The 26,329-nt window shown below is 64.1% G+C and carries 27 protein-coding genes; 8 read left to right on the plus strand and 19 right to left on the minus strand.

The features are described from left to right. Positions 1-8 precede the first annotated feature (8 nt). From HB634_RS04960 to HB634_RS04970, 3 genes are all read right to left on the minus strand, one after another. Entirely contained in the window at positions 9-440 is a 432-nt protein-coding gene (locus tag HB634_RS04960; RefSeq protein WP_063570399.1) for a response regulator transcription factor, read from the minus strand. Between the two features lie 88 nt (positions 441-528). Continuing rightward, a complete protein-coding gene (locus HB634_RS04965; protein WP_082878828.1) occupies positions 529-1,182 on the minus strand; it encodes a response regulator transcription factor in 654 nt (217 codons plus the stop codon). Beyond that, positions 1,152-2,723: an MASE1 domain-containing protein gene (locus HB634_RS04970; RefSeq protein WP_213947798.1), complete on the minus strand. Its 1,572-nt coding sequence runs from the start codon at positions 2,721-2,723 to the stop codon at positions 1,152-1,154. The genes HB634_RS04965 and HB634_RS04970 overlap by 31 nt, the downstream gene beginning before the upstream one ends. Before the next feature lie 239 nt (positions 2,724-2,962). Here HB634_RS04970 and HB634_RS04975 point away from each other — a divergent pair, with 239 nt between their 5' ends. The 4 genes from HB634_RS04975 to HB634_RS04990 all read left to right on the plus strand — a co-directional run bounded on the left by HB634_RS04975 (position 2,963) and on the right by HB634_RS04990 (position 7,543). Further along, positions 2,963-5,203: a patatin-like phospholipase family protein gene (locus HB634_RS04975; RefSeq protein ID WP_063570401.1), complete on the plus strand. Its 2,241-nt coding sequence runs from the start codon at positions 2,963-2,965 to the stop codon at positions 5,201-5,203. Between the two features lie 101 nt (positions 5,204-5,304). After that, on the plus strand, positions 5,305-6,249 hold the full coding sequence (locus HB634_RS04980; RefSeq protein ID WP_213947799.1) for a transporter: 945 nt from the start codon (positions 5,305-5,307) through the stop codon (positions 6,247-6,249). Positions 6,250-6,254: 5 nt separating this feature from the next. Further along, the gene (locus HB634_RS04985) at positions 6,255-6,944 is read left to right on the plus strand and encodes a response regulator transcription factor (protein WP_213947800.1); all 690 of its coding nucleotides are present in this window, start codon (positions 6,255-6,257) and stop codon (positions 6,942-6,944) included. A 17-nt stretch (positions 6,945-6,961) separates the two neighbouring features. Beyond that, positions 6,962-7,543, plus strand: a complete 582-nt coding sequence (locus HB634_RS04990; protein ID WP_213947801.1) for a hypothetical protein — start codon at positions 6,962-6,964, stop codon at positions 7,541-7,543. Here HB634_RS04990 and HB634_RS04995 read toward each other — a convergent pair. Both HB634_RS04995 and HB634_RS05000 read right to left on the minus strand, forming a co-directional pair. Then, positions 7,540-8,028: a DUF202 domain-containing protein gene (locus tag HB634_RS04995; RefSeq protein WP_213947802.1), complete on the minus strand. Its 489-nt coding sequence runs from the start codon at positions 8,026-8,028 to the stop codon at positions 7,540-7,542. The two genes, HB634_RS04990 and HB634_RS04995, sit on opposite strands and share 4 nt — an antisense overlap. 13 nt (positions 8,029-8,041) lie before the next feature. After that, positions 8,042-9,235: a BamA/TamA family outer membrane protein gene (locus HB634_RS05000; protein ID WP_213947803.1), complete on the minus strand. Its 1,194-nt coding sequence runs from the start codon at positions 9,233-9,235 to the stop codon at positions 8,042-8,044. 177 nt (positions 9,236-9,412) lie between these two features. Here HB634_RS05000 and HB634_RS05005 point away from each other — a divergent pair, with 177 nt between their 5' ends. Together HB634_RS05005 and HB634_RS05010 are read left to right on the plus strand one after the other, a co-directional pair. Beyond that, entirely contained in the window at positions 9,413-10,441 is a 1,029-nt protein-coding gene (locus HB634_RS05005) for an HAD family hydrolase (RefSeq protein ID WP_213947804.1), read from the plus strand. 30 nt (positions 10,442-10,471) lie between these two features. Continuing rightward, the gene (locus HB634_RS05010) at positions 10,472-12,076 is read left to right on the plus strand and encodes an arylsulfatase (RefSeq protein WP_063570406.1); all 1,605 of its coding nucleotides are present in this window, start codon (positions 10,472-10,474) and stop codon (positions 12,074-12,076) included. 98 nt (positions 12,077-12,174) lie between these two features. Here HB634_RS05010 and HB634_RS05015 read toward each other — a convergent pair whose 3' ends face one another. The 13 genes from HB634_RS05015 to HB634_RS05075 form a co-directional block, all read right to left on the minus strand. After that, positions 12,175-12,423 (minus strand): hypothetical protein, encoded by a 249-nt coding sequence (locus HB634_RS05015; RefSeq protein WP_213947805.1) that lies wholly within the window; start codon positions 12,421-12,423, stop codon positions 12,175-12,177. 16 nt (positions 12,424-12,439) lie between these two features. Then, positions 12,440-12,883: a hypothetical protein gene (locus HB634_RS05020; RefSeq protein ID WP_063570408.1), complete on the minus strand. Its 444-nt coding sequence runs from the start codon at positions 12,881-12,883 to the stop codon at positions 12,440-12,442. Then, positions 12,880-13,791, minus strand: coding sequence for a DUF2950 domain-containing protein (locus tag HB634_RS05025; protein WP_063570409.1), 912 nt, complete (start codon positions 13,789-13,791; stop codon positions 12,880-12,882). Before HB634_RS05025 ends, HB634_RS05020 begins: the two co-directional genes overlap by 4 nt. Before the next feature lie 9 nt (positions 13,792-13,800). Beyond that, a complete protein-coding gene (locus HB634_RS05030; RefSeq protein WP_345777467.1) occupies positions 13,801-15,177 on the minus strand; it encodes a DUF3300 domain-containing protein in 1,377 nt (458 codons plus the stop codon). 122 nt (positions 15,178-15,299) lie between these two features. Next, positions 15,300-16,088 carry a cobalamin-binding protein gene (locus HB634_RS05035; RefSeq protein WP_213947806.1) on the minus strand — a complete coding sequence of 263 codons (789 nt, stop codon included), beginning with the start codon at positions 16,086-16,088 and terminating at the stop codon, positions 15,300-15,302. A gap of 552 nt (positions 16,089-16,640) precedes the next feature. Beyond that, complete coding sequence (locus tag HB634_RS05040; protein WP_063570412.1) at positions 16,641-16,928, minus strand: hypothetical protein; 288 nt, start codon at positions 16,926-16,928, stop codon at positions 16,641-16,643. 270 nt (positions 16,929-17,198) lie between these two features. Further along, entirely contained in the window at positions 17,199-17,504 is a 306-nt protein-coding gene (locus tag HB634_RS05045) for a hypothetical protein (protein WP_063570413.1), read from the minus strand. A 12-nt stretch (positions 17,505-17,516) separates the two neighbouring features. Further along, positions 17,517-17,822, minus strand: a complete 306-nt coding sequence (locus HB634_RS05050) for a hypothetical protein (RefSeq protein WP_063570414.1) — start codon at positions 17,820-17,822, stop codon at positions 17,517-17,519. Positions 17,823-18,138: 316 nt separating this feature from the next. Beyond that, positions 18,139-18,840 (minus strand): arginyltransferase, encoded by a 702-nt coding sequence (locus tag HB634_RS05055; protein WP_063570415.1) that lies wholly within the window; start codon positions 18,838-18,840, stop codon positions 18,139-18,141. 164 nt (positions 18,841-19,004) lie between these two features. Beyond that, complete coding sequence (locus HB634_RS05060; RefSeq protein WP_213948164.1) at positions 19,005-20,855, minus strand: GAF domain-containing protein; 1,851 nt, start codon at positions 20,853-20,855, stop codon at positions 19,005-19,007. Beyond that, positions 20,839-21,492, minus strand: coding sequence for a biliverdin-producing heme oxygenase (locus tag HB634_RS05065; RefSeq protein ID WP_213947807.1), 654 nt, complete (start codon positions 21,490-21,492; stop codon positions 20,839-20,841). The genes HB634_RS05060 and HB634_RS05065 overlap by 17 nt, the downstream gene beginning before the upstream one ends. Beyond that, a complete protein-coding gene (locus HB634_RS05070; protein ID WP_063573208.1) occupies positions 21,493-21,885 on the minus strand; it encodes a DUF2007 domain-containing protein in 393 nt (130 codons plus the stop codon). It abuts the gene before it with no gap. Between the two features lie 9 nt (positions 21,886-21,894). Then, the gene (locus HB634_RS05075) at positions 21,895-23,157 is read right to left on the minus strand and encodes an ectonucleotide pyrophosphatase/phosphodiesterase (protein ID WP_213947808.1); all 1,263 of its coding nucleotides are present in this window, start codon (positions 23,155-23,157) and stop codon (positions 21,895-21,897) included. 56 nt (positions 23,158-23,213) lie between these two features. Between HB634_RS05075 and HB634_RS05080 the strand changes: the two genes are divergently transcribed. Together HB634_RS05080 and hutU are read left to right on the plus strand one after the other, a co-directional pair. Then, the gene (locus HB634_RS05080) at positions 23,214-23,645 is read left to right on the plus strand and encodes a hypothetical protein (RefSeq protein ID WP_213947809.1); all 432 of its coding nucleotides are present in this window, start codon (positions 23,214-23,216) and stop codon (positions 23,643-23,645) included. A gap of 100 nt (positions 23,646-23,745) precedes the next feature. Next, positions 23,746-25,419 carry a urocanate hydratase gene (hutU, locus tag HB634_RS05085; RefSeq protein WP_213947810.1) on the plus strand — a complete coding sequence of 558 codons (1,674 nt, stop codon included), beginning with the start codon at positions 23,746-23,748 and terminating at the stop codon, positions 25,417-25,419. 152 nt (positions 25,420-25,571) lie between these two features. On the opposite strand, the gene msrA is transcribed toward hutU, so the two are convergent. Further along, positions 25,572-26,246 carry a peptide-methionine (S)-S-oxide reductase MsrA gene (gene msrA, locus HB634_RS05090; protein ID WP_213947811.1) on the minus strand — a complete coding sequence of 225 codons (675 nt, stop codon included), beginning with the start codon at positions 26,244-26,246 and terminating at the stop codon, positions 25,572-25,574. Positions 26,247-26,329 lie beyond the last annotated feature (83 nt).

The following is a 26,329-nucleotide window of genomic DNA, read 5'->3' on the forward strand; positions in this document are numbered from 1 at the left end:
AAGTAGATTTACGGAGTGTCCTGGTAGCCGATGCGTACCGAGCACGACACGTACGCGTCGCCACGGAGCGCCGCGTGCACGGCGTCGAGCAGGTCCTCACCGGCCGATGCCTTGACCACGTAGCCGCTGCCGAGGGAAAGCGCACGCCGCGCGACGCCGGCGTCGTCGTGGCAGCTGACGAAAACCACGGGTAGGCCGGGGCAGCTGAGGGTGAGTCGGCGCGCCGCTTCCAGTCCGTCCATCTCCGGCATGGCGATGTCGGTGACGACGACGTCCGGCTTCAGGATTTCGACCAGCGACACGAGCGAAACGCCGTTACTGACGACACCGATGACGTCGAAGTCTTCTCGCAACAAGCGCTCCAGCTCCCGCGCGGTCTGCGGATGGTCGTCCGCGAGAACCACACTGGCCCGGAAAGGTGTGAAACGTAACTCGTCCATGAATTCAACTCTCCACTTCGCAGCCGGCGCGGAACAGCGTAAAGCCACGCGATTGCTGCTGCGTATATCTACTTCCGTGTTTTCCCGGTCAGAACAGCAGACCGAGGTCCTCCGAGCGCCGCACCAGCTCGAGCGTGCTGTGCACATCCAGGATCTGCATGATGGTGTACTTATGGGCTTCCACCGTGCGTACCGAGAGCCCCAGCTGCGCGGCGATCTGCTTGGAGCGCAGGCCGGATCCGACCAGACGCAGCACTTCGCGCTGCTTCGGCGTGAGTTCGTGAAGGTCGGCCATGCGGCCACGTAGGTAACGAGCGCCCAGCGAGGGTGTGACGTAGGTGCCACCGGCGAGCACCTGGCGCAGCGCACTGAGCAATTCGTCACCCGCGGATACCTTGAGAACGTAGCCGTTGGCGCCCGAGCGCATGGCCGAGGCGGCCAGGGCGGGTTCGGCATGCATGGTCAGGAAGACGAACGGGGTGCTGTCGCCGCGGCTGCGGAGCGTCTTCAGGACTTCCAGGCCGTTGCCGCCGGGCATGTTGATATCCGAGAGGATCAGGTCCGGACTCTCGCGCTCGACGACATCCAGCAGGCTGCGGCCGTCCTGGGCGAGGGCGACCAGTTCGAAGTCGTCGTCGAGAAGGCGCTCGATGCCCTCGGCGACCATGCGGTGGTCATCCGCGAACACGATGCGCGGAAGCGCCTCGCAACTCAGTTCGTTTCCAGCGGAATGCGCAGACATAGATCCACTCCCTTTCCCGGTGCGGTACGCAATTCGAAGCTGCCCCCCAGCAACTTCGCACGTTCGTTCATGCTGATCAAACCGATACCCGGTCCCGCCGAAGGCAACTCGTCGGGATCGATCCCCTTGCCGTCATCGAAGATCCATAGCGACGCGAGGTCGCTGGTCACCGACGCCTTGATGGTCACCTGGCTGGCTTCCGCGTGACGAAGGGCATTCGTCAGTGCTTCCTGGGTGACTCGATAGAAACACAAGGCGATGTCCGCCGAAAGCACGTCGATGGCGCGATCCGCAATGAACACCACGTGCGGGGCGCGTGGGCGCCGTGACGTATGGCACAGGGCTTCGAGTGAATCGCGCAGGCCCGCATGGTGCAGGCAGCTGGGGTGAAGTTCGTGTGATAACTGGCGCACGTCCTCGGACAGCGCGATGACCTGATGCTGGATATGTGTTACCTCGGACTGTATCGCCGGTGGTACACGTCGTCGTAGTGCACTCAGGCCGATCGACGACGCGGCAAGCCGCTGGTTGATGTCGTCGTGCAGGTCCCGGGCGAGGCGTGCGCGCTCCTGCTCCTGGGTGGCGATGAGCCGCCCGGTCATCTCGCGCAGTTCGGCGTGGGCGTCGCTGAGGGCGCGGCGGCTGGCGAAGCGCTGCTCGACGACGACGCCGAGCGTCAGTGCGGACAGCGCCGCGGTCAGAGTCCACAGTTGCAGGGCGAGCGTCGTCTGTTGCGGCGTGGCCGCCATGAAGGGGCCGTGGCCGCCGATGCTCAGGTGGCCGGCCATGATCACGATAATAAAGACAGCGATGGAACTACCCGTCATCTGCGCACGGATGATCGCCGCGATGATGATCGGCGCCGGCGCGAGGCAGAGCACGGGCACGAGCTCCGGGCGGTCGCCGTAGCCATACCAGATGACCCCAAGCAGCGCGATCGAGACGATCATCAGCAGGTAGAACTCGGTGGGAAGCGGTGGCTCGTGGCGCACGGCCGCGTCCGGACTGCGCACGCTCATCCACACCGGCACATACAGCACATAGCCGAGCGCATGCGCGAGGGCGATGTTCGGCCAGTCGCTGAGAATGGATCCGCGAAACGACGTGTAGTGGCTCGCGTGATCGATCAGCGTGGCGCAGGCGGCGGGCAGGGCGATGACCGCCACCGCCGCGAAGGCGTAGAGCCGGGTGAAGTCTTCCAGTGGCGGGGCGCGCGAGGGCAGGAGCTGGAGCGACCACGCGGCTATCGGCGTAAGCAGCACGGCGGGCGCTACGACCAGGGCCGTATCGGCCAATGGCAGGCCGAATGCCACGCCTGTGGTCACCAGTCCAAGCAGGGCGGCACCCATCAGCGCGGGCCACATGCGCCGCGGCGTGGCAAGCAGGGCGCCGAGCAGCACCGCGCCGGGGAACCAGACGATGTGCGTACCGCCCTGATGGCTCCATAGCGCGGCGGAAAGCAACTGGGCCGCCATGACGCCCGCAAAGACACCCCCGCACCAATGGGTCGCGTTATGCGTCGTTGCCAAGGCCTGCGTCATCGCCTCTCCCATCACCCTCAAGGGTGACCCGACCAGCTGTCACGACAGTCAAGGGCGGCCCCCGCCACACCCTCGGGTGACTATACCCGTGCGCCGCCCGATGGGTGTCGTCGGTACACAGACGTCCATCCCACTTCGGTCTAGGTAATTCTGCGCAGTTCCCCCGGCCGCTTCTTCGCTGCCGCCGCGGGACCCTCCGGGTCGAGACTGGGGAACCGATCTCGACAAGGGCAAACCGCATGCGCCTGTCCCTCTCCTGTCTCTGGACGCTGGCAGCGGGCCTGCTCATCTGTGCGAGCGGGGCACATGCCGCACCGCGGGATCCGTCGCCCTGCATCGGCCTGGTGCTTGGTGGTGGCGGCGCGCGCGGTGCCGCGCACATCGGCGTGATCGAGGTCCTCGAGCGCGAGCACATCCCCATCTGCCGGATCGCCGGCACCAGCATGGGCTCGATCGTCGGCGGCCTCTACGCGGCGGGCTACAGCTCCGAGGAGATGGCCAACGTGATCGGCCAGCTCGACTGGAAGGACCTCTTCTCCGACGATCCGGACCGCGTCGAAGAACCGATGCGTCGCAAAGATGCCGATTATCGCTATCTGCTGAATTTCGAGGTCGGCTACAAGAACGGCCACATCGTCACGCCTGCCGGCGTTGTCCAGGGGCAAAAGCTGCTCCTGCTACTTCGCCGCTTACTGGTCTCGACGTGGAACGTGAACAACTTCGACGACCTTCCCGTGCCCTTCCGCGCCGTGGCGACCGACATCGTGGCCGGCAAGCCGGTGGTGTTCTCCCATGGTGACCTGCCCCTGGCGATCCGATCCAGCATGTCGGTGCCCGGCGCGTTTGCGCCAACCAATGTCGACGGCAAATTGCTGGTCGACGGTGGCCTCATGGACAACGTGCCCATCGACGTGGTCCGCGGCATGGGGGCGGACCGGCTCATCGTGGTGGATGTCGGCTCGCCGCTGGCCGAGGAATCGACCTTGTCCAATCCGGTGGCCCTGCTCAACCAGATGGTCAGCGCGCTGATGGCCGAGAAGACGGAGCGGCAACTCGGCGCCCTGGAGGACCGCGACATCCTCATCCGGCCAGCCCTGGGGAAGCTGGGCGCGGGCGACTTCAATCGCGCACCGGAGGCCATCGCGATCGGCCGGGCCGCTGCGGAGGCCGCCCTTCCGCGGCTGCGTGCGCTCACCGCGTCGCCCCAGGCCTGGCAGGCCTTCGAGGATAATCATCGCCAGCGCCAGTTCGACCCGAAGCTCGTGGCCTTCATCGACGTGGACACCAAGAGCACGCGCAGTGGCGAGTCCGCCGCCAGGCGCTTGCAGCCCGAGGTCGGCAAGCCTTTCGATCCGAAAGACGTCGAAGCGCGCATCGGCACGATTTATGGGCAGGGCGGTTACCAGCAGGTGGACTACCACCTCGTCGAGCGCGGTGCGGATCGTGGCATCCGCCTGACTCCCGTCGATAAGTCGTGGGGGCCGATCTACGGGAAAATGGGCTTTCAGCTGGACGACGATTTCAACGGTCGAAGCGAATACCTGATCTCGGCCGAAATCACCGCAGCCAACCTCAACGACAGCGGCGGCGAATGGCGCAACACGTTATGGAGCGGTCGCATTGGCGGCATTCGCTCCGAGTTCTACCAGCCGTTCGGGGAGGGAGCGACGGCGTATGTCATGCCGTTTGTCGTGGTGCGCAATGAAGATGTGCCGGTGTTCGATCACGGTGCGGATCATCAGCTGGCCGAATACCGTATCCGCCGTCGCAACGCGGGTTTCGAACTCGGCTGGACGCCGGCGTCGTACTGGCGTATCTCGACCATTTTTGCCCGTGGTCGCGATAACGGCGACCTTCGCATCGGTACACCCTCGGCTTTTCCCAGTGGCAGTTCGGAGTTCGCCTCCATCGGTGCCAAGGTCGATTGGGACAGCCTGGACAACGCGGCGTTTCCGACGCAGGGCGCGCACGTCAATATCGATTACGAGAGCTACCGGCCCTTCCTTGGCGGTGATGTGAAAGGCGATGTCGCGCGCATCGTCGCCGACTGGGTGCCGGACTGGGGGATGAGCACGGGTCGATATCACCTGCTGCTGGGTGTGCGTGCATCCAGCGCCATCGACAACTCCAATTTCTTCGAGGCCCAGGACTTCCTCGGCGGCTTCCTCAACCTCTCCGGCTACAGCGAGCGATCGCTCTACGGCAACCAGTCCGCCCTTGGGCGTGCCGTTCTCTACCGGCGTACAGGCAATCTCGACGCCTTGTTCTCCACGCCCATCTTCATCGGCATGAGCCTGGAAGCGGGCAATACATGGCAACGCAAGAGCGATGTCAGCTTCGGTTCACTGATCTACGCCGGCAGCATCTTCGCCGGCGTCCAGTCGCCTCTCGGTCCCGTGTTCCTCGGCGTCGGTCATGCCGCCGGTGGACACACCGCCGTCTACCTGAACTTCGGCTCCCTGCTGCGACCCAGGTTGTGAGGCCGGTAGTTTTACCTACGTGCGCAGGGTGAAAGTTCGCTTATCGCATGGGCACGAGGGCCGCACTCTGCATATACCGTCAACGATGCCGGATCGTGACCATGAACCATCGAATTGCCTTCGTCCTGATCGCCACCGCGCTTGCACCCGTGGCAGCTCATGCCACGGAGAGCGCGTTGGGTCGCTCGATCACGGGCGCGCAGATCACCCCCTTTGTCGGTATCGTGCCGCCGACGCCCGGCCTGAACGTCTCGGTGAGCTACGTCAACTATGACGGCAACATCGGCGGCAGCAGGCCGGTGCCCATCGGCGGCAGCACGGCGCTGGACCTGCATGCCAAGATCGATCTATACGCCGCGACGTTCGCGTATATATGGGACACGGGGAAGGGCCGCTGGAACTTCGCCAGTATGTTCACCGTCCCGTACATCCGCCCCTCGGCCACGGCATCGCTCTTCATCGGCCAGCGCTCCGCCGCCGTGAGCGACCGTGCGTCGGGCTTGTTCGACCTGTACTTCGCACCGGTGATCGCCAGCTACCACGTGAGCGAGGTGGAGCACTGGTCGTTTGGCGTGTACGTCTACGCGCCCACTGCCGATTACACGAAGGGCAGGCTGGCCAACAAGGGTCTCAACATCTGGACCTATTCGCCGGCCGTGGGCTATACGCACCTTTACGACAAGGGCGCATTCGAGTTCAGCGCGCTTGCCGGCGTGGACTTCTATTCGAAGAACCACGCCACCGACTACCAGAATGGCGCGGTCTTTCGTCTCGACCTGCTGGCGATGAAGCGCACGCCGAGCGGCTGGGGTTTTGGTGGGGTCATCGGCGTGATCCGCCAGATCGACGACGACAAGGGCCCCACGGCGGATCGTCTCAATGGCTTCAAGGGTCGTTCGTACGGCGCCGGCCCTGCGCTCGCCTATAAAAAGTCCTTCAGCAAGGAAAGCAACATCGATTTCACCCTGCGCTGGGTCAAGGAGTTCGATGTGAAGAATCGCATCAAGGGTGAGCCGCTGGTCCTGAACATCAGTCTTGCGCTCTGACGGCGATGCATGAGCCACGCGAAGGCCCACCCCTGGCGGTCGACATCATCGTCGCCGACCACCACCGTGTAGTCGCCGAAGGGGTCTCCGCCTTGCTCAGGCCTTACGTGCGCTCCGTGGTGCTGGTGCATTCGGCTGGCGCGCTGCTCGACGGTGTGTCGCCCGGCATGCTCGTCGTCGGCGATATCGATCTGCCCGACATGCCGGGCCTCGAGCCCGTGCGCCGTATCGCCGAACGCCGTGACGGCAGCCGCTTCATCGTGCTTTCCGGGCATGACGAGCCCCTGATCGTCCAGGATGCGATGCAGATGGGTGCATGGGCTTATGTCTTGAAGCAGTCGCCACGCAACGAGCTGTTGGATGCGGTCAGGGATGTCCTGGACGGGCAGCGCTACGTCAGCCCCGGGCTGATGGCCGCCCTGGTCAACGCGCCGCCTTCCGTCCACCGGCTCACACGACGCCAGCGCGAAGTGCTCGAGCGAATGGCGAACGGGCTGCGGGCCAGCGACATCGCGACGGAGCTCGGCATTTCGGTGCGCACGGTGGAAAGTCACCGACAGTCGTTGCTGGATCTCTTCCATGTGCACAGTGGCGTGGCCCTGGTGCGCGAAGCCATCCGCATGGGGCTCATTCGGGATCCCGGCGGTCCGTACACGGCGGTGCGGGACGAGGGTCTGCCGCAGAAGCCGTCTTAACCCGAGGAGGTCCGATCATGAAGTATCGCGCGAGCGTCGTCGTCGCCCTGGTGTTGTCCGGCTGCGCCACCTTCAGTGTCACCAACGAATGGAAGGATCCGGGCTGGTCCGGCCCACCGGCGTCGAACATCCTCGTCATCGGCGTCGCGCGCAGCGACACCATGCGGCGTCTCTTCGAGGACACCTTCGCGCGCGATCTCACCACCGCCGGCGTGCGTGCGGAGGCCAGTTACGCGGCGATTCCCTCCGGGCATGACGGATCGGCGAAGCTCGGTGACGTCGTTCGCAGCACGGGCAGCGATGCGGTGCTGGTCACGCGTATCCAGCGTGTGGAAGATCGCATCAATGTGACGCCTACCGGACCGGGTCCGGGGTATGGCGGTTTCTATGGCTGGTACGGCGGCGCGTGGGACAACACACCGGAGGTCACCCAGACCACGGTTGTCACCCTGGAGACGAGCCTGTGGGACGTGCGTAGCCAGAAGCTGGTCTGGACCGTGACCACACAAGGCCTGGCGAGCAATGACATTCCGAAGGCCACGAACGAACTGTCGAAAACCCTCATCCCCAAAATGAAGGCCGATGGCGTCATCCGCTAGTCGAAGGGACCGATGTGGGCGGTCATGCTGATGATGGCGAGGACGCCGAGTAGCAGCATGACCGTCGCGACGAGCAACGTCATCGAGACGGGGTAGGGCGTTTCGCCGTGGATCAGTCCTTCGCGTGCCATCGCTTCGCGCTCGGCACGGAGCGTACGCATGTAGTGCAGGTGGTAAACGATGCCCAGCACCAGCATGGCGATACCGAGCCCGACCAGGGCGACGCCGAAGTTACGCGGGGCGTGGCTTCCTTCGGCGAGGATTTTCGACGTGCGCAGGTGCTCGAAAAACTGGCCGATGGTGAAACCGAAGCTGATCAGCGATATCGAGGTCCGCATCACCGACATCAGCGTGCGGTCGGTGCTCATCCGCGTGCGCTGGAAGGACATGCCGGTGCGTCGCGACGAAAGCTCGACAGCCGGATCGTGCCGGTCGCCGTCGATGGCCGCAACGGTGTAACGGTAGCCGCCGGATGGTGTATTCATCGAAGTCTCCGCGTCAGCGCCACGCGCTGCCCACCTGCAGGTACCAGGCGTGGTCGTCGTGGCTCCAGGCCCAGTCCACGCCGGCATATAGCCCGAGCGCGCTGGCAATGAGGTAACGAAAGCCGACACCCTTGGTCGTTTCCGTCGGCGCGCTGTCGAACGCGTTATGCCTGCCCCACGCGCGCCCCGCGCCGCCAAAGGCCAGGGTGGCCCAGCGTTTGGTCATGTTCCAGCGAAGCTCGGCTTCGACCATGCCGACCGAGGTGTCCTGGTAGCGTCCGTAGGAAATGCCGCGCAGGTCGATCGAGGGCAGCTGGTAGAAGGGCACGTTACCCGGCGCCGTGCGGTAATCCGCGCGAAGGCCGAGCACCAGGCTGCTACCGATCGGGATATAGCCCAGCGTATGGGCGCGATAGGACTGAAAGGTATTGCTGCTGCCGATACCCGGCATGTAGAACGTCGTGTCGATCATCGCGAGCACGCCGCTCGACGGGGTCAGCGTGTTGTCGCGCGTGTCGTACTCGATCACCGGGCCGAGGCCGGAGGCCTTGCTGGCGAAGTCGCTCGGCTTGAAGAACTGCTTGTTGCCTTCGATGTTCAGGCGGCTGTTGAGATCGATGTAGATCCAGCGCACGCCCAGGTAGAGCGGCGTGTCGCCGACGCGATGTTGCACCTGCTGGAACGAGAAGTAGCCGTCGAGGTTGTAGCCGATCTTGCGTGGCGCCAGCACCAGCCCCTGGGTGTAGAAGTCGAGGTTGACCGAAGCCTTGCCCAGGGCGCCCTTGTAGCGCCAACGATCGTCGCGGAAATGAAATTCACCCGCCAGGGCGCCACCGTAGGTGCCGTTCTGCGTCTTTGCCGCACCGAACCCGTAGATGTTCGGGGCGATACGCTCGCCGCGGTCTTTCGAAGCCTGCGACTGCTTCGCGGGGCGGAAGAACACGGCCGAGGCGCCACCGCCGTTGCCCACGGCCGGTTCGGTGATGACGATGGGCACGATCAGTGCGCCCTTATGCTGGAGCAGCCAGCGCGACATGTCGATGGCGTGGTCGTTCGGGTCATGGATGAGCTGCCAGAAGGATTCCTTCGGCGCGGGCGCGGGGGGTATTCCCGGAGTGGTCGGTGCGGCTTCCTGGCCGAAGGCGCAGGCGGGCGCCAGCGCGAGCAACGCGCGGCACATCAGACGTGGGATCGTCGCGATTCGCATGCCCCGATCTTCGCTGCCGATCGTCGCATGCCACAGCGCAAACCTCCGCGAAAGGGCTGGGTATTTCTACGTAGCCTTCCCGTCCCTCGTAGATTTACCTAGGGTCTTCTCGGCGCTACTACGCTTCGACTGTGTCATCCACATGCGGATCATCGGATGCTCAAGAGGAGGGTGTCCATGCTGTGCTACCGATGGGAAATGCGTCACACGGTCGCGACGTTCGCGATGTTGCTCATCCTCGCCACGACGGGTCGGGCGCATTCGGACGGGGATAGCGGCGTACTGCCTTCCTGGAACGATGGTCCGACGCGGACGGCCGTTATCGATTTCGTCACCGCGGCGACGAAAGACGGCGATCCGGGTTACATCGCACCGGAAGCCCGCGTTGCCGTGTTCGACATGGACGGTACGCTGATGCCCGAGAAGCCCTTGCCAGGTGCCTTGCTGCCGCTGGTGGCGGACGTGAAGACGGCGGTGGCCAAGCACCCGGAGCTGAAACAGCAGCCCGGTGTGGCGGCCCTGCTCGCCGGTGACTTAAAGGGCCTGCAGGCGCTCGGCGAAACGGGGCTCGCGCAAATCGTCGCCGCCGCCATCGATGGTCGCACGGTCGACGAGGTTTCCGCAGACATGGCGCGTGAAGAGCGCGCGGCGCCCAACCCACATTTTGGTCAGCCCTACACGAAGCTCGCCTATCGACCGATGGTCGAGCTGCTGCGCTATCTCGAGGCCAACGGCTTCCAGACGTGGATATGCAGCGGCTCACCTGTCGCCTACACACGGGGCATGTCACAGGAAGTCTTCGGTATTCCCCCCGAACGGGTCATCGGCAGTTCGTTGCAGACGCGCTTCGGCGAACGCGACGGCAAGACGGTGCTGACCTATACCGGCAAGGTGGAGCACGTGACCGATCGTGAGGGCAAGCCGCCGGTCATCCATCTGGCCATTGGACGCCGGCCTGTCTTCGTCGGCGGCAACGTGGGCGGCGTCGGCGACGTGGCGATGATGCGTTATGCGATGGATCGCGGCGGTCCGTCGTTTGCGTTGCTGGTTAATCACGACGACGCCAAGCGCGAGTTCGTCTACGCCGAAAAGAACGGCGACTCCCTCGCTGCCGCTACCCGTTACCACTTCCGCGTCGTCAGCATCAGGAACGACTGGAAGACCGTGTTCGATCCGTCGGTGACCCCACGACCGTCGGCCCCCTGATCCACCTGTGCATTCGCGGAGAGAATGACCATGGCAAGCGCAAGCAAGAGCGACAAGAAGGCAAAAAAGGCCGAATCGGCCCAAGGAGCTGCCTCCAGGAAGGGCAAGCGCCCGAACATCCTGGTGATCTGGGGCGATGACATCGGCATATCGAACCTGAGCTGCTACACGCGAGGGTTGATGGGCTACCAGACGCCGAACATCGACCGCCTGGCAAACGAAGGAATGATTTTCACCGACTCATACGGCGAGCAGTCGTGCACGGCCGGAAGATCCTCCTTCATCACGGGCCAGAGCGTCATGCGCACCGGCCTGTCGAAAGTCGGCATACCTGGCGCGCCGGTCGGCATGAACGAAAAGATCGTGACGATCGCCGCGCTACTGAAGAACGAGGGCTACACGACAGGCCAGTTCGGCAAGAATCATCTGGGTGACCTCAACCACATGTTGCCGACCAACCATGGCTTCGATGAGTTCTACGGCAATCTCTATCATCTGAACGCTGAAGAAGAGCCGGAGATGTACGACTACTTTCCCGAAAAGGAATTCGGCGCTTTCATCGAGACGGTGAAGCCGCGAGGCGTGATCCATAGCTTCGCCACCGATGTCGACGACCCGACGGAGCAGCCAAGGTGGGGAAAGATCGGCAAGCAGAAGATCGAAGATACCGGCCCACTCAACCGGAAGCGGATGCTCACCTGCGATGACGACTTCGCGAAGAGGGCGACGGGGTTCATCAAGCGGGCGACAGACGACGATGTTCCCTTCTTTGTCTGGGTCAACTTCACCCACATGCACCTGTATACGCATACCAAGGAAGAGAGCCTGGGCCAGGCCGGCCGTTGGCAGTCCCCCTATCACGACACCATGGTCGATCACGACAGGAACGTCGGCACCCTGCTCGACTACCTTGATGAACTCGGCATCGCCGACGACACCCTGGTCTTGTATTCCACGGACAACGGCCCCCACCGGAACTCCTGGCCCGATGGTGGTACGACGCCGTTCCGCAGCGAGAAAGACACCAACTGGGAGGGCGCCTTCCGTATCCCGCTCGTCGTTCGCTACCCCGGGAAGATCAAGCCCGGTTCCGTATCGAACGAGATCGTGCAGCACCATGACTGGCTACCGACGTTTCTGGAGCTCGCGGGCAACACGACCGTCGTCAACGATCTCAAGAAAGGCGTCAAGGCGCTAGGCCGCACCTATAAGAATCACATCGATGGCGTGAGCTTGTTGTCGTACCTCACCGGCCAGGAGGCGAAATCGCCGCGCAAGCTCTTCGTTTACATCTCCGATGACGGCGACATCCTTGGCATTCGCTACGACAACTGGAAGATAACGTTCATGGAGCAGAGATGCAGGGGAACGATGCAGATCTGGGGCGAACCGTTCACGGCCATGCGCATTCCCAAGATCTACAACCTGAGGACGGATCCGTATGAGTTTGCGGACGTCACGTCGAACACCTACTGGGACTGGTACATCAACCATGTCTACATCGTCTACGGCGCCATAGCGCTACTCACCAAATTCAATCAAACCTTTGGTGAGTTCCCGAAGATCCAGAAGCCGAACACCTTCACTGCCGACCAGGCGATCGAGAAGCTTAACGATGCGGTGACGGGTAAGTAGTCAGGCAGATAGGATTTCGCCGCTGAAGCGGCTCCTACAAGAGCGGTGGTCCACCCCCGTAGGAGCCGCTTCAGCGGCGATAGCTGTCACTGGTTGCGTCAGTGATGATTGCCAGCATCAGGCGCCTGGCCTGACTTAAGCCGGCGCACCTCCTGCCTGGCCGATTCCACGGCTTCGTCCTCGGCCGCTTCCGCGTAGCTGTGCAGACGCTTGCCCACCACGCGAGCGACTTCCTTGTGATCGGCATCGCGAATGATCACGTCCGCGGAGAAGCACGAGGCGCCCGTGTCGCTCTCGTGCCGCACGCAGCTGACTTCGTAGGAGTAATCGAGCTTCACCTTGCGCATGGCGTTGTACCTCACCTCAGGGCACTTTCTCGATCGTCATGCCACCTACCGTGACACCGAGGCCGAAGCCTTTGCCGGCGCCAGCGAGGGACATGTTCACCTCGCCCTTGGTCATGACCTGGGCTTCGCCGCTCTTGGGTATGCCCATGCTGGCCTCGGCGGCGACGTAGGTGCCGAGTGTTTCGTCAATCGATGTTACGTCGGAGAAGTTGGCCTTGCCACCCTTGATGCTGGATTTGCCGACGGAGAGACCACCGCCATTCGCGGTGAGCTTCACTTTCAGGTGGCTGCCGTTCGCACAGGTGATTGTCCCCGTCCCGGCGGCGTGCTTGTAGAGGATGGACCACGAAGCGAGATCGAAGCGCATCGTGCACTTCAAGGTGGCCTCGGCATGACCGGGTGTGGCGGTGAGCGTGCCGGCGGCCAGGACGAGCAAAGCGGGCAAGGTGCGAGCGTTCACTTGGTGTCTCCTGCAGTCGGGGTGTCGGCCGGTACGTCGGTCCAGCTGGAGTCCGGGTCGAAGCGGGTAATGGCGGCAGCGGCGTGCTCGGTGTCCTTGCCCAGGTTCTTCTGGAAGATCTGCCCATCGTGGCTGATCGCGAAGGTCATCACTCCCGTTTCGCCGTAGCGCACGGGCCAGGCGATCAGCGCGAAGCCGTTGGTCAGCAGCTTGCCTTCCATGTAGTTGTAAGCCCCGCCGGGGGCTGAGGGCCCCTGTGCGGTGAGGATGCGGTAGTGGTAGCCGTAGTAGCCGCCGCCGGTGGGCGGTGTGATGAAATACGGCCCCAGCGGACTCTCCGGTGCGTTGTCCTTTGCCTGCCAGTACAGGCCGTCATGCTTGCCGGGCGTGCTGATCAGCTTGCTGGCGTAATGCAGCACCTTGTCCTGGTCGTGCAAGCTCGAGGCGTAGTCGCGCTGCGCATCGTAGTAGGCGAGCAGGGCCTGGGGCACCGAGGCTTCGTTGTGGCCGATCTGCCGGGCGAGGATCTCTTCGCGGCCGGCTTTTGTGTCGAACGACCAGCCGTTCGCGCCCTTCACGAGGGGGATCGGCAGCACCCAGTTCGAACTGCCCACAGCGAGGTGGTGGGTGGTCCCCTCGGTAACGATCTTGTGCGCGCTGTCGTAGTCGGTGACGAAGGCATCCACGTCGTCGCGGTCGATGCCGTCGGTGGGAATGTAGGTGCGCCAGTCGTCGCCGAGTACTTTGGCGAGGGCAGGTTGGTCGTGTGCTTTCAGCGCGGCGACCAATGCATCGGATGCCGCATCCGGCGTCGGATAGGTTGCCGCCGCGGCCCATGCGGCGAAGGTGACGAGCAGGGACGACGCAAGGAGTGATTGCGCGAAGCGTTGAGTGATGAGTCGGGTCATGTCGTGCTCCTAGCGACGATGGAATCCGCCGCCGCCGGCGCGCGCGGGGACAGGCCGATTGATCTGGCGCCCAGCAGAGGCACCGCCGCGCTGGCCTCCCAGGCTCTGCATGCTGCGCTGGCCTTGCTCGCGCTGTGCCGCACCATCACCTGGCGAGCGCACACCCGAGAAGGCATTGGCACGCGCCTGCGATGCGCCAGGCTGGTGTTGTATGCCGCCGCCGTTCGCCCCGGGGCGGTTGTTGAGGCCACCCTGCCGGTCGGCGCCGTTGGCGCGGTTCCCGAGGTCGGCGCGATTGCCGGCGTTGCCCGCACCGCCGGGATGGCGCGAGCCGTTGAACGTTTCACCGGGCCGCCGCGCCGAGGCTGCCGCGCCGCCATTCGTTGTGCGATCGAAGCTCTGCATCGCCCGCTGCCGACTGGCGTCTGCGCCTCCCGCTTGCCCACGGAACGCCTGACGCTGCTGCGCGCCACCCACGCCCTGGTTGAAGCGCTGCTGGGTAGCCGCGCCGTTATAGGGCGTGCCGCGACGGTTGGCTGGATTGTGGTTCCAGTTGGTGTTGCCGTTTCCGCTGATACGGTTGTTGACGTTCATGTTGTTGTAGCGATTGACGTTGATGTTGACGTCGTTATGCCCCCAGTCGCACCCGCCCCATAGCGAATTGGCGACGGCGATACCGGTGCCGAAGGCGAGGCCGGCAGCCAGACCCGTCGCGACCGGGTGGTAATAGCCGGGAGGCGGTGGATAGTAAGGCGGCGGGTAGGCCGGATAGGCCCAGGTGCCGTACACCACGGTCGGGTTGTACGACGGCACGTAGACGACCTGGGGATCGGCCGGCTCGATCTGGATGATCGTCGTCGTCGGCGCGGTCTGTTGCACGATCACCTTCTGCTGCTCGGTGCTCTTCAGGTTGCCGGCCTTCTGCGCCTGCGCACGCAGGCGTTGTACCGAGCCCATCACGTCATCGGGCTGGGCGAGGAAGGCATCACCCACATTGCGCACCCAATCCGGATGCGCACCCATCTGGGCCAGCACCGGTGGAAAGGCCACCATCGATTGCACGCTGGGGTCCCAGGGCTGGTTGGCAACCTGCTTCACGGCGGCATCGCCGGTCGCCTTGGGATTAGCTTTCGACCAGGCGGCCGCATCGGCGACATCAGCCGGATAGGTCGAGGCCATCAATACCTGGGAGAGCAGAGCGTCCGGATACAGCGCGATCGGCGCCATGAACTGGTCGATCTGTTCCTTCTTGAATACCGGTGCCGAAGCAGGAGCCGGTGCATTTTGTGCGGCCGGCGCGGGCGCAGGTGCCTGCGCCGAGGCGACCGGTACGCCAAGGGCGCAGAGGGCTGCGATGCCCACCCGCCAAACCATGCGTGCATTCACGAGCGCTCTCCCTCATGCGGATCCCGAGGGAAAGGATCGATCCGCACAACAGCCCGCGACAGCGCAGTTGCACGTACCGGACTTCCGCAAAACTACCTACGCCCCACCCGGTAACGATGCTCCTACCGTACCGCCCACCCATGAACAATCCGCCGCAACTCCCCCAGCCCATCGGTAAGCGCAGCCGGTCCCGGCTGCAAGATCAACGGCGACTTGATCTCATACAGTTGCCCATCGCGAACCGCCGGCACATTCTCCCAGCCCGGCCTCGCGGCAACCTGCTCCGGGCGAAAACGCTTCCCACACCAGGAGCCAATGATGATGTCCGGCGCCGTATCGATGACTTCCTGCGCGTCGGCAATGATCCGGTTTTTCGCCAGCGACTCCACGGCGCGGCCCGGCAGCACATCGTCACCACCGGCGATGCCCACCAGTTCGGACACCCAGCGGATGCCCGAGATCATCGGCTCGTCCCATTCCTCGAAATACACGCGTGGCCGGCGGGGCAGGCGCGCCGACGCTTCGCGCGTTTCATCGAGCCCGCGTTCGAACGTTGCCGCGAGCTTCTCGGCCTTATCCGCAACGCCGACGATTGCGCCAAGCCGACGGATGTATTCGAGGATGCCTTCAACGCTGCGGTGGTTGGATATCCACACTTCCACGCCAGCCTTGATCAGCGCCTGCGCGATGTCGGCCTGGATGTCCGAGAAGCCAATGGCGAGATCGGGCTTCAGCGCGAGAATCTTGTCGACCTTGGCACTGGTGAACGCGCTGACCTTGGGCTTGTCCCGGCGCGCTTCGGTGGGTCGCACCGTGAAGCCGCTGATTCCTACGATGCGGTCCTGCTCACCGAGGAGGTAGAGGGTTTCGGTCGGTTCTTCGGTGAGGCAGACGATGCGGCGCGGGCCCATGGGGGGTTCCGAAGCGGGGGAATGGGCCCATTGTGAGGGCTCAACACCTCCTGAGCCAAATCGGTCTCGCCCGCACGGCACCGGCCGAAATGTAGCCTACGCGGCGACTTCATACGTTGGCTTCGCTAGGGCTTAGGCAGCGTAAAGGACCAGCAGATGAGAAGGAGCGCAATGACGACGCCGACACAGATGAAGACCTTCTCCCTGCCAGTTCGGCTTCCCCGTAAAACGAGAGGCCAAAGAAAGACGAAGTCGGCCGTTCGCTTAACTCTGTTATCAACCTTGGTGCGTCGTGACCACCATACATAGATGGACAGGAGTGCCAGCAGCCCAAGAAAAACAGCAATGATCGGATTGATCGTCTTCACTTTTCACAGTCCTCGCAAGCCCCCACGGAGCCCTTGATTGTTCCGGCTCCTCATCGTTGCCAGTCACGCCGTCCCGCCTTGTGCAAGGACTTGCGGGGCTAGGCAGAAATCGTGTCTAGCGTTAACCGGACGATGCGGCGCGGGCCCGTGGGCGTTCCGGTGCATCCAACGGGAACTACAGCGGCTACGGTGACGCGCCGAAACCTATTCCACTCGCACCGAGAAAGGTCAGCTGGCCGCTCTTCGCCTCGGTGGTCGTCGACAGGTAGATCGCTGCGTATTCGATGCCAAGAATCAACGCCTGCAACGAATCGATGCCGCCGATTTTGCGGATCTTCTCGTTTCCCAGTCCCTTCACCTGGACGGGGCAGAAGTAGTCCGGTCCTTCAGGAATGGGCACACCAATGAGAAGTTCGACAACTGCGTCGTCCATCGAGAACGTCCGCGATGCGATTACCTGCCCCAATTCCATGTGATTCCTTTAAATCAAGAGTCCGCGCGCAAAGGGTTCCTGAATCGACGACCTTACCGCGCCATCGCTGGCTTGAGATCCAGATGTTTTCGGAGATGGGAACCATAACGTCCGTGTAGGCGTAGCCCATCACACACCAGGCCCTACGACGGTAGACCTCGAACTCTTCCTTGGTGCACTGTTCTTGCACTTTTCGGATCGATTCATTCACCTAATCGCTAGTGGCGTGCTTCAGGTCCAACATGCGCTCTGCAATCTGTTTGTCGTGAATCAAAAGATCACCGGTTCGTCGGAGTGGACGGAGAAGACGCCTCCGGCGAAGTACAGATAGCTCAGGCCGAAACCCATCGATGGCTCCCAGTCCGCGACGTTACCAAACCGGGCATGCGAGACGAGCTCCATGAGATTCAACGTTCCCGAGAACGACTGGACGTTCTTGAATTCAACTGTCGATTGGACTCTTTCCCGCGAATCATCGCTCACGTAGCGATCTATGCGGATTCTAAAAATCCTGTTGATTGCGTCGATTTCAACCGATTCCACGTTTGCGTCGTGAAGATTGACCTTCTCAGGCACGCAGTGACCCCTTTAAAGGATGAACGGCTCATCCGAGTGAATGGAAAAAACACCGCGGGCGAAATACACGTAGCTCAGGCCGAAGCCCGTCGATGGTTGCCAATACTGGATGTGGCCATCCCAGGCATTTGAGAGAAACGCCATGAGATTCAAGGTTCCCGAGAACGACTGGACGTTTCCGAACTGAACTGTCGCCTGGATTCTCTGCTTGGAGTCAGGAGCCTCGTAACGATTCACGCGGATGCGAAGAATCCTGTTGACTGCGTCGATGTCGATGGACTCGACATTCGCATCGTCAAGAAGGGCGTTCTCAGGCACTGGCTACATCCTTGATGTTTTGATCACTTGGCCTACGGACCAACTGGAGATCCGGTTCAGCCTCCGGGTAGTGGATCAATCCGAAATCGAAAAAGATGACCCGAGTGTGCTAAAGCGGGCAGGGTTACGGCCGTCAGGGTTTCGATGTTGATCATGGACGCCGACTACCCAAGGAAGGTGTTCCCCTCAGGGGCCAGAGCGCCCCGTTCTACGGCGAAGATAAGCGAGCCGGGGATTCTGTGTCTGTAGGGAAAGTCCTACGCGCTCGAAAATAACATGCCATGGGACCATGGGTCGGAACGCTGAGGCCAATGCTTCAAGGCATCTCAATCCAACGCCCATGCCGCCGAATCTCCAGCGGCCGGAACCGCCGCTTGTAATCCATCTTCGGATGCCCGGCGATCCAGAAGCCAAGATACACATATGGAATGCCACGCCGCTTCGCCAGCTCCACCTGCTGCAGGATGCCGAAGGTGCCAAGGCCGCGAGCTTCTTCCTCAGGATCAAAAAACGTATAGACGGCCGAAACCCCGGCAAGGGCGATATCCGTCACGGCGACGCCGAGCAGGCGCTCACCGAGGTAATACTCGAGGAAGAGGGTAGGGCTCCAGGGTGCAGCCAGGAACCGCTGGAAATCCTCTTCGTCCGCCCCGTCCATGCCGCCGCCGCTGTGGCGTGCCTGCAGGTATCGCTCGTACAGCTCGTGCCGCTCGGCGGTGAATCCCGGGAGGCCTTCGCGGATGGTCAGGTCGGCGTTGCGCTTGAGGCAGCGCTTCTGGGCGCGGTCCGGCGTGAATCGCTCGACGTCGATGCGGCAGGGCACGCAGGCCTGGCAGGCGGTGCACTGGGGCAGGTAGAGGTGGCCGCCGGCACGGCGGAAGCCTTTGGCGAGCGCCGGGCCGTAGAGTTTGTCGAGGTTGGGCGCGCCCGGGTCGACCACGAGATTTTGCGCCGTCCGCTCGGCGAAATAGCCGCAGGTGTGCGGCAGGGTTTGGAATAGGCGGACGCGGTCGGTCATGGGGATGTTATAGCGCTAAGGCCGGTTGGCGTCTCGCGGAATGGGATTGCGCCGTAGGAGCCGATTCATCGGCGATGGGTGCTGGCGGTAGTCTGGCCCGCGGGCGCGGGATCGCCGATGAATCGGCTCCTACAGGGGCGTGGGCCAGGGTCCGAAGGGGCGGGTCAGGGGCCGAAATGGAAGACTGACATCCAATGCGTGATGGCGCCGGCGGGGTCTGCTACCGGCTGCAGCTCGACGCGGCTTTTGAGTAGCGAGCCGTCGGAATGGCGCAGGGGTACGACCACCGGGTTGGCGCTTTCGCCGAGCAGGGCGGACATCGGCAATCCGGTGACGCTCTCGGCGCTGCGGCGGGTTTTGTGCACGAAAGCATCGTTGACGAACACCACGGCGCACTCGCGCCAGTCGTCCTGTGAGGCATCGGTGATGACGATCGGGTCGGGCAGGCGGGCCAGCGAGGCGCGCATCAGCGCGAAGCTCTGCTGGAAGTGCTTACGCTCCATCATCTCGATCAGTACGCGCAGGCCCCGCGCGGATTCCAGGTGAAGCCGCGACCACGGCCGGGAGCGACCGCGGACGTTCTCCTGCCATGTGGCGAAGCTCTGTCGTGGCGACAGTCGGGCACCGGGGTAGTTCTCCAGCTTGGCCAGGCCAGGGTTGCCGGCCCAGCGCACGTTGCGCACCTGCTCGGCGCGCGTCCAGACAACCGCGTTGTGGGCGTCCGACTGCAACGGCATGAAGATGAGGCCCGCCGCCAGGCTGGCGACGGTGGGGTCCGCCAGCTCCGGATAACGTGCGCCGATCTCGTCGGTATGCAGGACGCCGGTGATCCCGTCGACGTCCTCGGTGACGCCTTTGCCGACGAAGTCGCGAATGCGCAGCAAAGCCGCTTCATCCGGCAACTGGCCGTGACGCATCACGCGGTTGCCCGCGAAGATGGCGATGCCGTCGGCGTCGACCACTTCGAGCAGTTCAGGCGCGAGCGAAGCCAGCAGTTCCGGATCGATACGATCGCGCTCGTTGAACGCGGTAATCAGCTTCTCGCGCACGGTGAGCAGGATGCTTTCGCTTTCGATCTTCGCCAGTTCCTCGATCGCCGACACGCGCGAGGCAAACGCGCGTGCCACCGCATCGGTCACTTCACGCATGCGGTGATCGGCGAAAAGCGGGCTGTAGTGGTGACAGGAGATCAGGCCCCACAGCTTGCCGTTGGTGATGATCGACGCCACGAGCGTACCGGTGACCCCCATGTTGCCGAGGTATTCGAGATGCACCGGCGACACGCTGCGCAGCGAGACATCGCTGAGATCGGTCGCGGCCGCGGTCTCCGGATCGTAAGCCGGGAGGATGTGCGCGGGCACATAGCGGCAATCGCTGATCTGACGCACACGGTTGCGCAGGTAGAGTGCCCGCGCCTGCGCGGGGATGTCCGTGGCGGGGTAGTGCAGGCCGAGGTAGGCCTCGAGGTCTTCCTTGCGCGCTTCGGCCACGACTTCGCCGTGCCAGTCGTGATCGAAGCGGTAGACCATGACGCGGTCGTAGCCAAGCAGGTTGCGTACGGTGCGTGCGACGCGCGCGGCGGCGCGCTCCACGGTGGCGTCGAGCTCCAGCTTGTGCGTGAGGTCGTAGCCCACGCGGAACGGTTCGTCTTCGAAGGCACGCTCGCGCGGCTCGATCTCGATCATCCAGCGCGTGTCGTAGGCGTGCACCGAGGCGTACCACGCGGCCGGTATCGTTGCGTTGGGGAAAGCCACGGGCACCCACGCGCTATGGGCCGGGCGTTCGTCATCCTCGAACAGATCTGCCGGAAGCGATATGACTTCGTCCAGCGGAGCGTCCAGTACGGTTGCCGGTTCGACCCCGAGTACACGGGCTGCGTTCTCACTCACCTGCAGGATGGTCCGTGTGCGCGCGTCCACCACGACCAGGACGCCGTGAGGCTGGATCGATCCGGGGATATGGATGGGTTCGCGGTCGCAGGCGGTCAGATCGGGCAGGTCAGTCATGGGCGGCAGGATCCTTCAGCGTCTGTTGAAAGCGCGCGAACATGCGCTGCGCGGCGTCGATGGCGGCGTCCTGGGAGGCCTCGTCGGGGAGTGCGTGGTCGAGGAGGGACTGGAAGCGTCGCCAGCTGGCCGGGGCGTTTTCACCGACGGCATAGAAGGTGTGCGATAGCTGCGGGTAGAGTTCGCGAAGGCGGCGGACGATCACGCGGCCGCCGAGAGCGGAGCCTTCGATGACGTAGAGTTCGCCCCAGTGGGCGGCGTGGTCATGCACCGCACCCCGTTCGGTGGCCGCAAGGCCATGGTCGGTAGGAGCCGATTCATCGCCGATAGGCGCCGCAGCGGGGTAGGTAGCGTTATCGCGCGCCGAATCGCCGATGAATCGGCTCCTACACAGATCCGCCTCGATCAACGAAGCGCGCGACACGTACCGCCACTCTTCCAGCCTGGCCAGCCAACCGCTTCGCTCGGCTTCCCAGGCACGGAACAGCGTCAGCTGCGCCCGCAACAGCCCGGCATAACCGGCCTCATCCAGATCGCCGGCGAGCAACAGGCGCATGCCGGCCGTCGCTTCGGCCGCCTCATGGGCATCGCGGGTCGCTTCACGGAGGAGAAGATGGGCGGGCGTCGAACCGACGACTCCGGCCATTCAGAGCACCTGGACAGCCTTGAGCACCACGACCACCACCACGCCGGCGACGATCGCCAACGCCATCAGGCGCACGCGCGAGGCGGTGCGCTGGGGCTTCGGACGCAGGTCCGGCGAGCGGTGCATCTGCAGTTCTTCCTGGAAACGCACGACCGGCTCGATGCCGATGTCCTTCAGCAAGGCACGGGCCTTGGGAAAGTCGTCGGCGCTCTTGACCCATACCTGCGGCCACGAATCGCGGTCGTTATTGCGCTGCGAATAGCTGAAGCGCTGGTAGGTCGGACGATTCCAGGTCGACCGGTTGGTGACGGTCGTCTCGATGTCGTGCTCGGTAAGGAGCGACACGATCCGGTCGATATTTTCCGGGCGGGGTGAGGTATAGAGTTGGCGCATACCCCGATTCTACGGGATTTGCGCCGGAGCCAGCAGGCCCTTCACATCCTCGATATGACCATCGTTGGCCTCCGCCGGCAGGCGCAGCACGCTCATGATCAGCGGATACACGTCCACATTGGGGAACGGCGCAACGATCACGCCGTGGGCAAAGGCCGGCCCGCGCGCGATGAACAGGGCACGCATGGTCGGGTCCAGGTTGTCGTAGCCGTGCTCGCCCAGCGACATTGGGTCCTTGCGTTTGGCCAGCGCCTCGCGGCTGATGATCGACCAGCCCGTCTCGGCCAGGCATTCGATGGCGGGCACGCGGGCGTGGGTGCCGTAATCGAGGCGCTTGGGCAGGTCCTGCTTGCGGTAGCACTGCATGTGCTGGTGCGGGCCGAGCAGGCGCGCCACGGCCGTGCGCGCGTCCACGCCCGGCTTCGGATTGAAGGTGGCCATGACACCATAGGACACGGCATCGAGCGCATTCAGGTCAGTGGCGTCGTCGGCGCAAACGATGTTGCCCTTGGGCACGTAGGCCATGCCGTGGTCGGACACGATCACCAGGTTCATGTGCTCGTAGAGACCACGCGTGCGCAGCTGGGCGACGAGGTAGCCGACGGCGTCGTCGACGTCGCCCAGCGCGGTATTGAGCTCGGCCGAATCCGGCCCGTGCTCGTGCCCGGCGTGGTCCACGGTGTCGAAATACAGTGTGTCGAAGGCCGGCTGCGGGCCGGCTTCGTCGAGCCACGAAAGCAGCTTGTCCACGCGCTGCCGCGACGTGAGCGAGTCGTCGAAGGGAATCCAGTGATCCGGGCGAACGCCACGAATCTCGGCCTCGGTGCCGGGCCAGAACATCGTCGCCGTATGCAGGCCGTGCTTCTGCGCGGTCACCCAGATCGGCTCGGCATCCGCCCACCAGCGGCCGTCGCTGGTCGCGGCGTGGTTGGACAGGCTGAACTTGCCCAGCACCGGATCCTGCATGGTGTTGTTCACGATACCGTTGTGGTCAGGCACGCGACCGGTGACCAGCGTGTAGTGGTTGGGAAAGGTCAGCGAGGGAAACGAGGGCAGCATGTACGGGGCGCGGGCGCCGTCGGCGGCCAGGGCGACCAGATTTGGCGTCAGGCCGCGGTCGAGGTAGTCGGGCCGGAAGGCGTCGATCGAGACCAGCAGCACGGGCGTGACGGGCAGGGAGGTGGGCTTGGCGGGGCGCGTGGCGCAACCGGCCAGGACCACGGCGAAAAGCGCGGTGACGACGCGCTGAAGCGTGGACGACGTGGCATTCATGAGGGACGACGTAGGCTCTGATCATCAAGGCAATCCGCCTATGATGGACGAGTCCCATGACCAATTCATCTCACAAGATCCTGCCGTTTCTTCTTGCGATGTCGATGCCGCTAGCGGCGATCGCGCAGACAGCGACCCCAGCCGTCAAGGCGGCCGCACCGGCACGAGCCGCGCCCGCAGCCCGGCCCGTCGTGACCACGCCGTCGCACAACGCCCAGTTCCAGCAGCAGGTGAATCGCCAGCAGGTGATCAACCAGCAGAACCAGAACGCGGTTCAGCAGCAGCTGCGCCAGAACAACATGAACCAGCAACGCAACACGGCGACCGATCCGGGATTGCGTAACCAGCTGGATAACGCCGATCGCGCCCAGCAGCAGACCTATCAGTCGCAGCAGGACGCGACCGTACGCCGTGACCCGACCAATCCCCGGGTGCGTGACGCGACGCAACGGACCGCGCCGGCCAGCTCCGGCTCGGCAGGCCACTAAGGCAGTCTGTTAACGCGTTGTTTGTTGCGACGCGGCTGGCGAGCCGCCATCGGGCAAGCCCATAATCGTCGATTCCCCTGGATCGACGGAGCCTCCCCCGATGACGGCCTTTACGCGCATCGACACGACCCGCACCGTCCGCGCACCGCGCGGCACGGAACTCAGCTGCCGTAGCTGGCTCACGGAAGCGCCGTTCCGCATGCTGCAGAACAACCTCGACCCCGAGGTGGCCGAAAACCCGGCCGAACTCGTGGTGTACGGCGGCATCGGCCGTGCCGCGCGCAACTGGGAATGCTTCGACGCCATTCTCCGCGCCCTGCGCGGACTGCGCGACGACGAAACGCTGCTCATCCAGTCCGGCAAGCCGGTCGGCGTGTTCCCGTCGCACCCGGACGCACCGCGCGTGCTGCTGGCCAATTCCAACCTCGTGCCGGCCTGGGCGAACTGGGAGCACTTCAACGAGCTCGATCGCAAGGGCCTGATGATGTACGGCCAGATGACGGCCGGCTCGTGGATCTACATCGGTTCGCAGGGCATCGTGCAGGGCACCTACGAAACCTTCGTCGAGATGGGTCGCCAGCATTACGGCGGCAGCCTCGCCGGCCGCTGGATTCTCACCGCCGGTCTGGGCGGCATGGGTGGCGCGCAGCCGTTGGCCGCGAGCCTGGCCGGTGCTTCGTCGCTGACCATCGAATGCCAGCAGAGCCGCATCGATTTCCGCCTGAAGACGCGCTACGTGGATGAACAGGCCACCGATCTCGACGACGCGCTGGCGCGCCTGGACCGTTACGCGAAGGAAGGTCGTGCCGTCTCCGTGGCCCTGCTCGGCAACGCCGCCGACGTGCTGCCGGCGCTGGTTCGTCGCGGGGTCCGTCCGGACGCCGTCACCGACCAGACCAGCGCGCACGATCCGGTCAACGGCTACCTGCCGTCGGGCTGGACGGTGGAGGAGTGGTTCGAGCGCCGCAAGTCCGATCCGACCGGCACCTCACACGCGGCCAAGTTGTCCATGCGCAAGCATGTCGAGGCGATGCTCGCCTTCCATGCCATGGGCGTGCCGACCTTCGACTACGGCAACAACATCCGTCAGATGGCCAAGGACGAGGGCCTCGTCGAAGCTTTTGCTTTCCCCGGCTTCGTGCCGGCCTTCGTGCGTCCGCTGTTCTGCCGCGGCGTGGGTCCGTTCCGCTGGGTCGCGCTGTCCGGCGATCCGGAAGACATCTACAAGACCGACGCCAAGGTGAAGGAGCTGATCCCCGACGACCCGCACCTGCACCGCTGGCTCGACATGGCCCGTGAGCGCATCAGCTTCCAGGGCCTGCCGGCGCGTATCTGCTGGGTTGGTCTCGGCCAGCGCCATCGTCTGGCGCTCGCGTTCAATGAAATGGTCCGCAATGGCGAGCTCAAGGCGCCCATCGTGATCGGTCGCGATCATCTGGATTCCGGCTCGGTCGCCAGCCCCAATCGCGAAACCGAATCCATGCGCGACGGCAGCGATGCAGTCAGCGACTGGCCGCTGCTCAACGCCATGCTCAACGTCGCCGGCGGCGCGACGTGGGTCAGCCTGCACCACGGTGGTGGCGTCGGCATGGGTTACAGCCAGCACAGCGGCGTGGTGATCGTCGCCGACGGCACCGAGGCGGCGGACAAGCGTCTGGCCCGTGTGTTGTGGAACGACCCCGGTACGGGCGTCATGCGCCATGCGGACGCGGGGTATGAGGATGCGATTGCTTGTGCGAAGGAGCAGGGGTTGAACCTGCCTATGATCGGGTAAGGGCATCGCCGCGTCGGGGAAGAGCATCGCCGCGCCGGGGAAGAGCATCGCCGATGAATCGGCTCCTACCAAGCAGGGTGTCGCAGCCTGCTCGGTAGGAGCCGATTTATCGGCGAATGGGTGCTCGCCTCAGCGCCGATCGGGCGCTGGCCTCAGCGCCCGTTGGCCCAGGCCGCCGTATACCGCTCCGGATAAATCCGCTCCAGCCCCAACACCTTCGGCCGGTCATTGATCGCGATATAAGCCGCGTCCGGATTCAGCCGCATATAGTCCTGGTGGTAATCCTCAGCCGGGTAGAACGCCTTCAACGGCGTCACCTGCGTCACGATCGGCGCGGAAAACGCATGGGCCGCCGTCAGCTGGGCCACATAAGCTTCAGCCACCTTCTTCTGCTCCGGCGTGGCGTAGAACACCGCCGAACGGTACTGCGTGCCGGAGTCCGGGCCCTGGCGATTCAGCAGGGTGGGGTCCTGGGCGACCGAGAAAAACACCTGCAACAGCTGGCCATAGGTGACCTGGGCCGGGTCGTACACCACGCGGACCGACTCGGCGTGGCCGGTGTCGCCGTCGCTCACGTCGTCGTAGTTCGCGTGGGCTGCGTCGCCTCCGGAGTAACCGTTGCGGACGCTCTTCACGCCACGGACGTGCTGGAATACGCCTTCGACCCCCCAGAAGCAGCCGCCGGCGAACACGGCAGTGGCCTCGCCGGGCGCCGCAGCGGCGTCGACGGTGGGGGCGGGCAGGCGAACGCCTTCGTCGCGGGCAGAGGCCGCGGAGCAGGCCGTAAGCGCGATCAGGAGCGGGGCGAGCAGGGAACGGCGGTTCATGCGGATCTCCGATGGAGGGGGCCTGCTGGATGAGACCGGGGGAACGTCAGGAATCTGACAGGGTTCCCGGCTACAGTTAGCGG

Origin of the sequence: Luteibacter sp. dw_328 (assembly GCF_018449605.1) — a bacterium.
In the GTDB taxonomy this organism is placed as follows: Bacteria; Pseudomonadota; Gammaproteobacteria; order Xanthomonadales; family Rhodanobacteraceae; genus Luteibacter.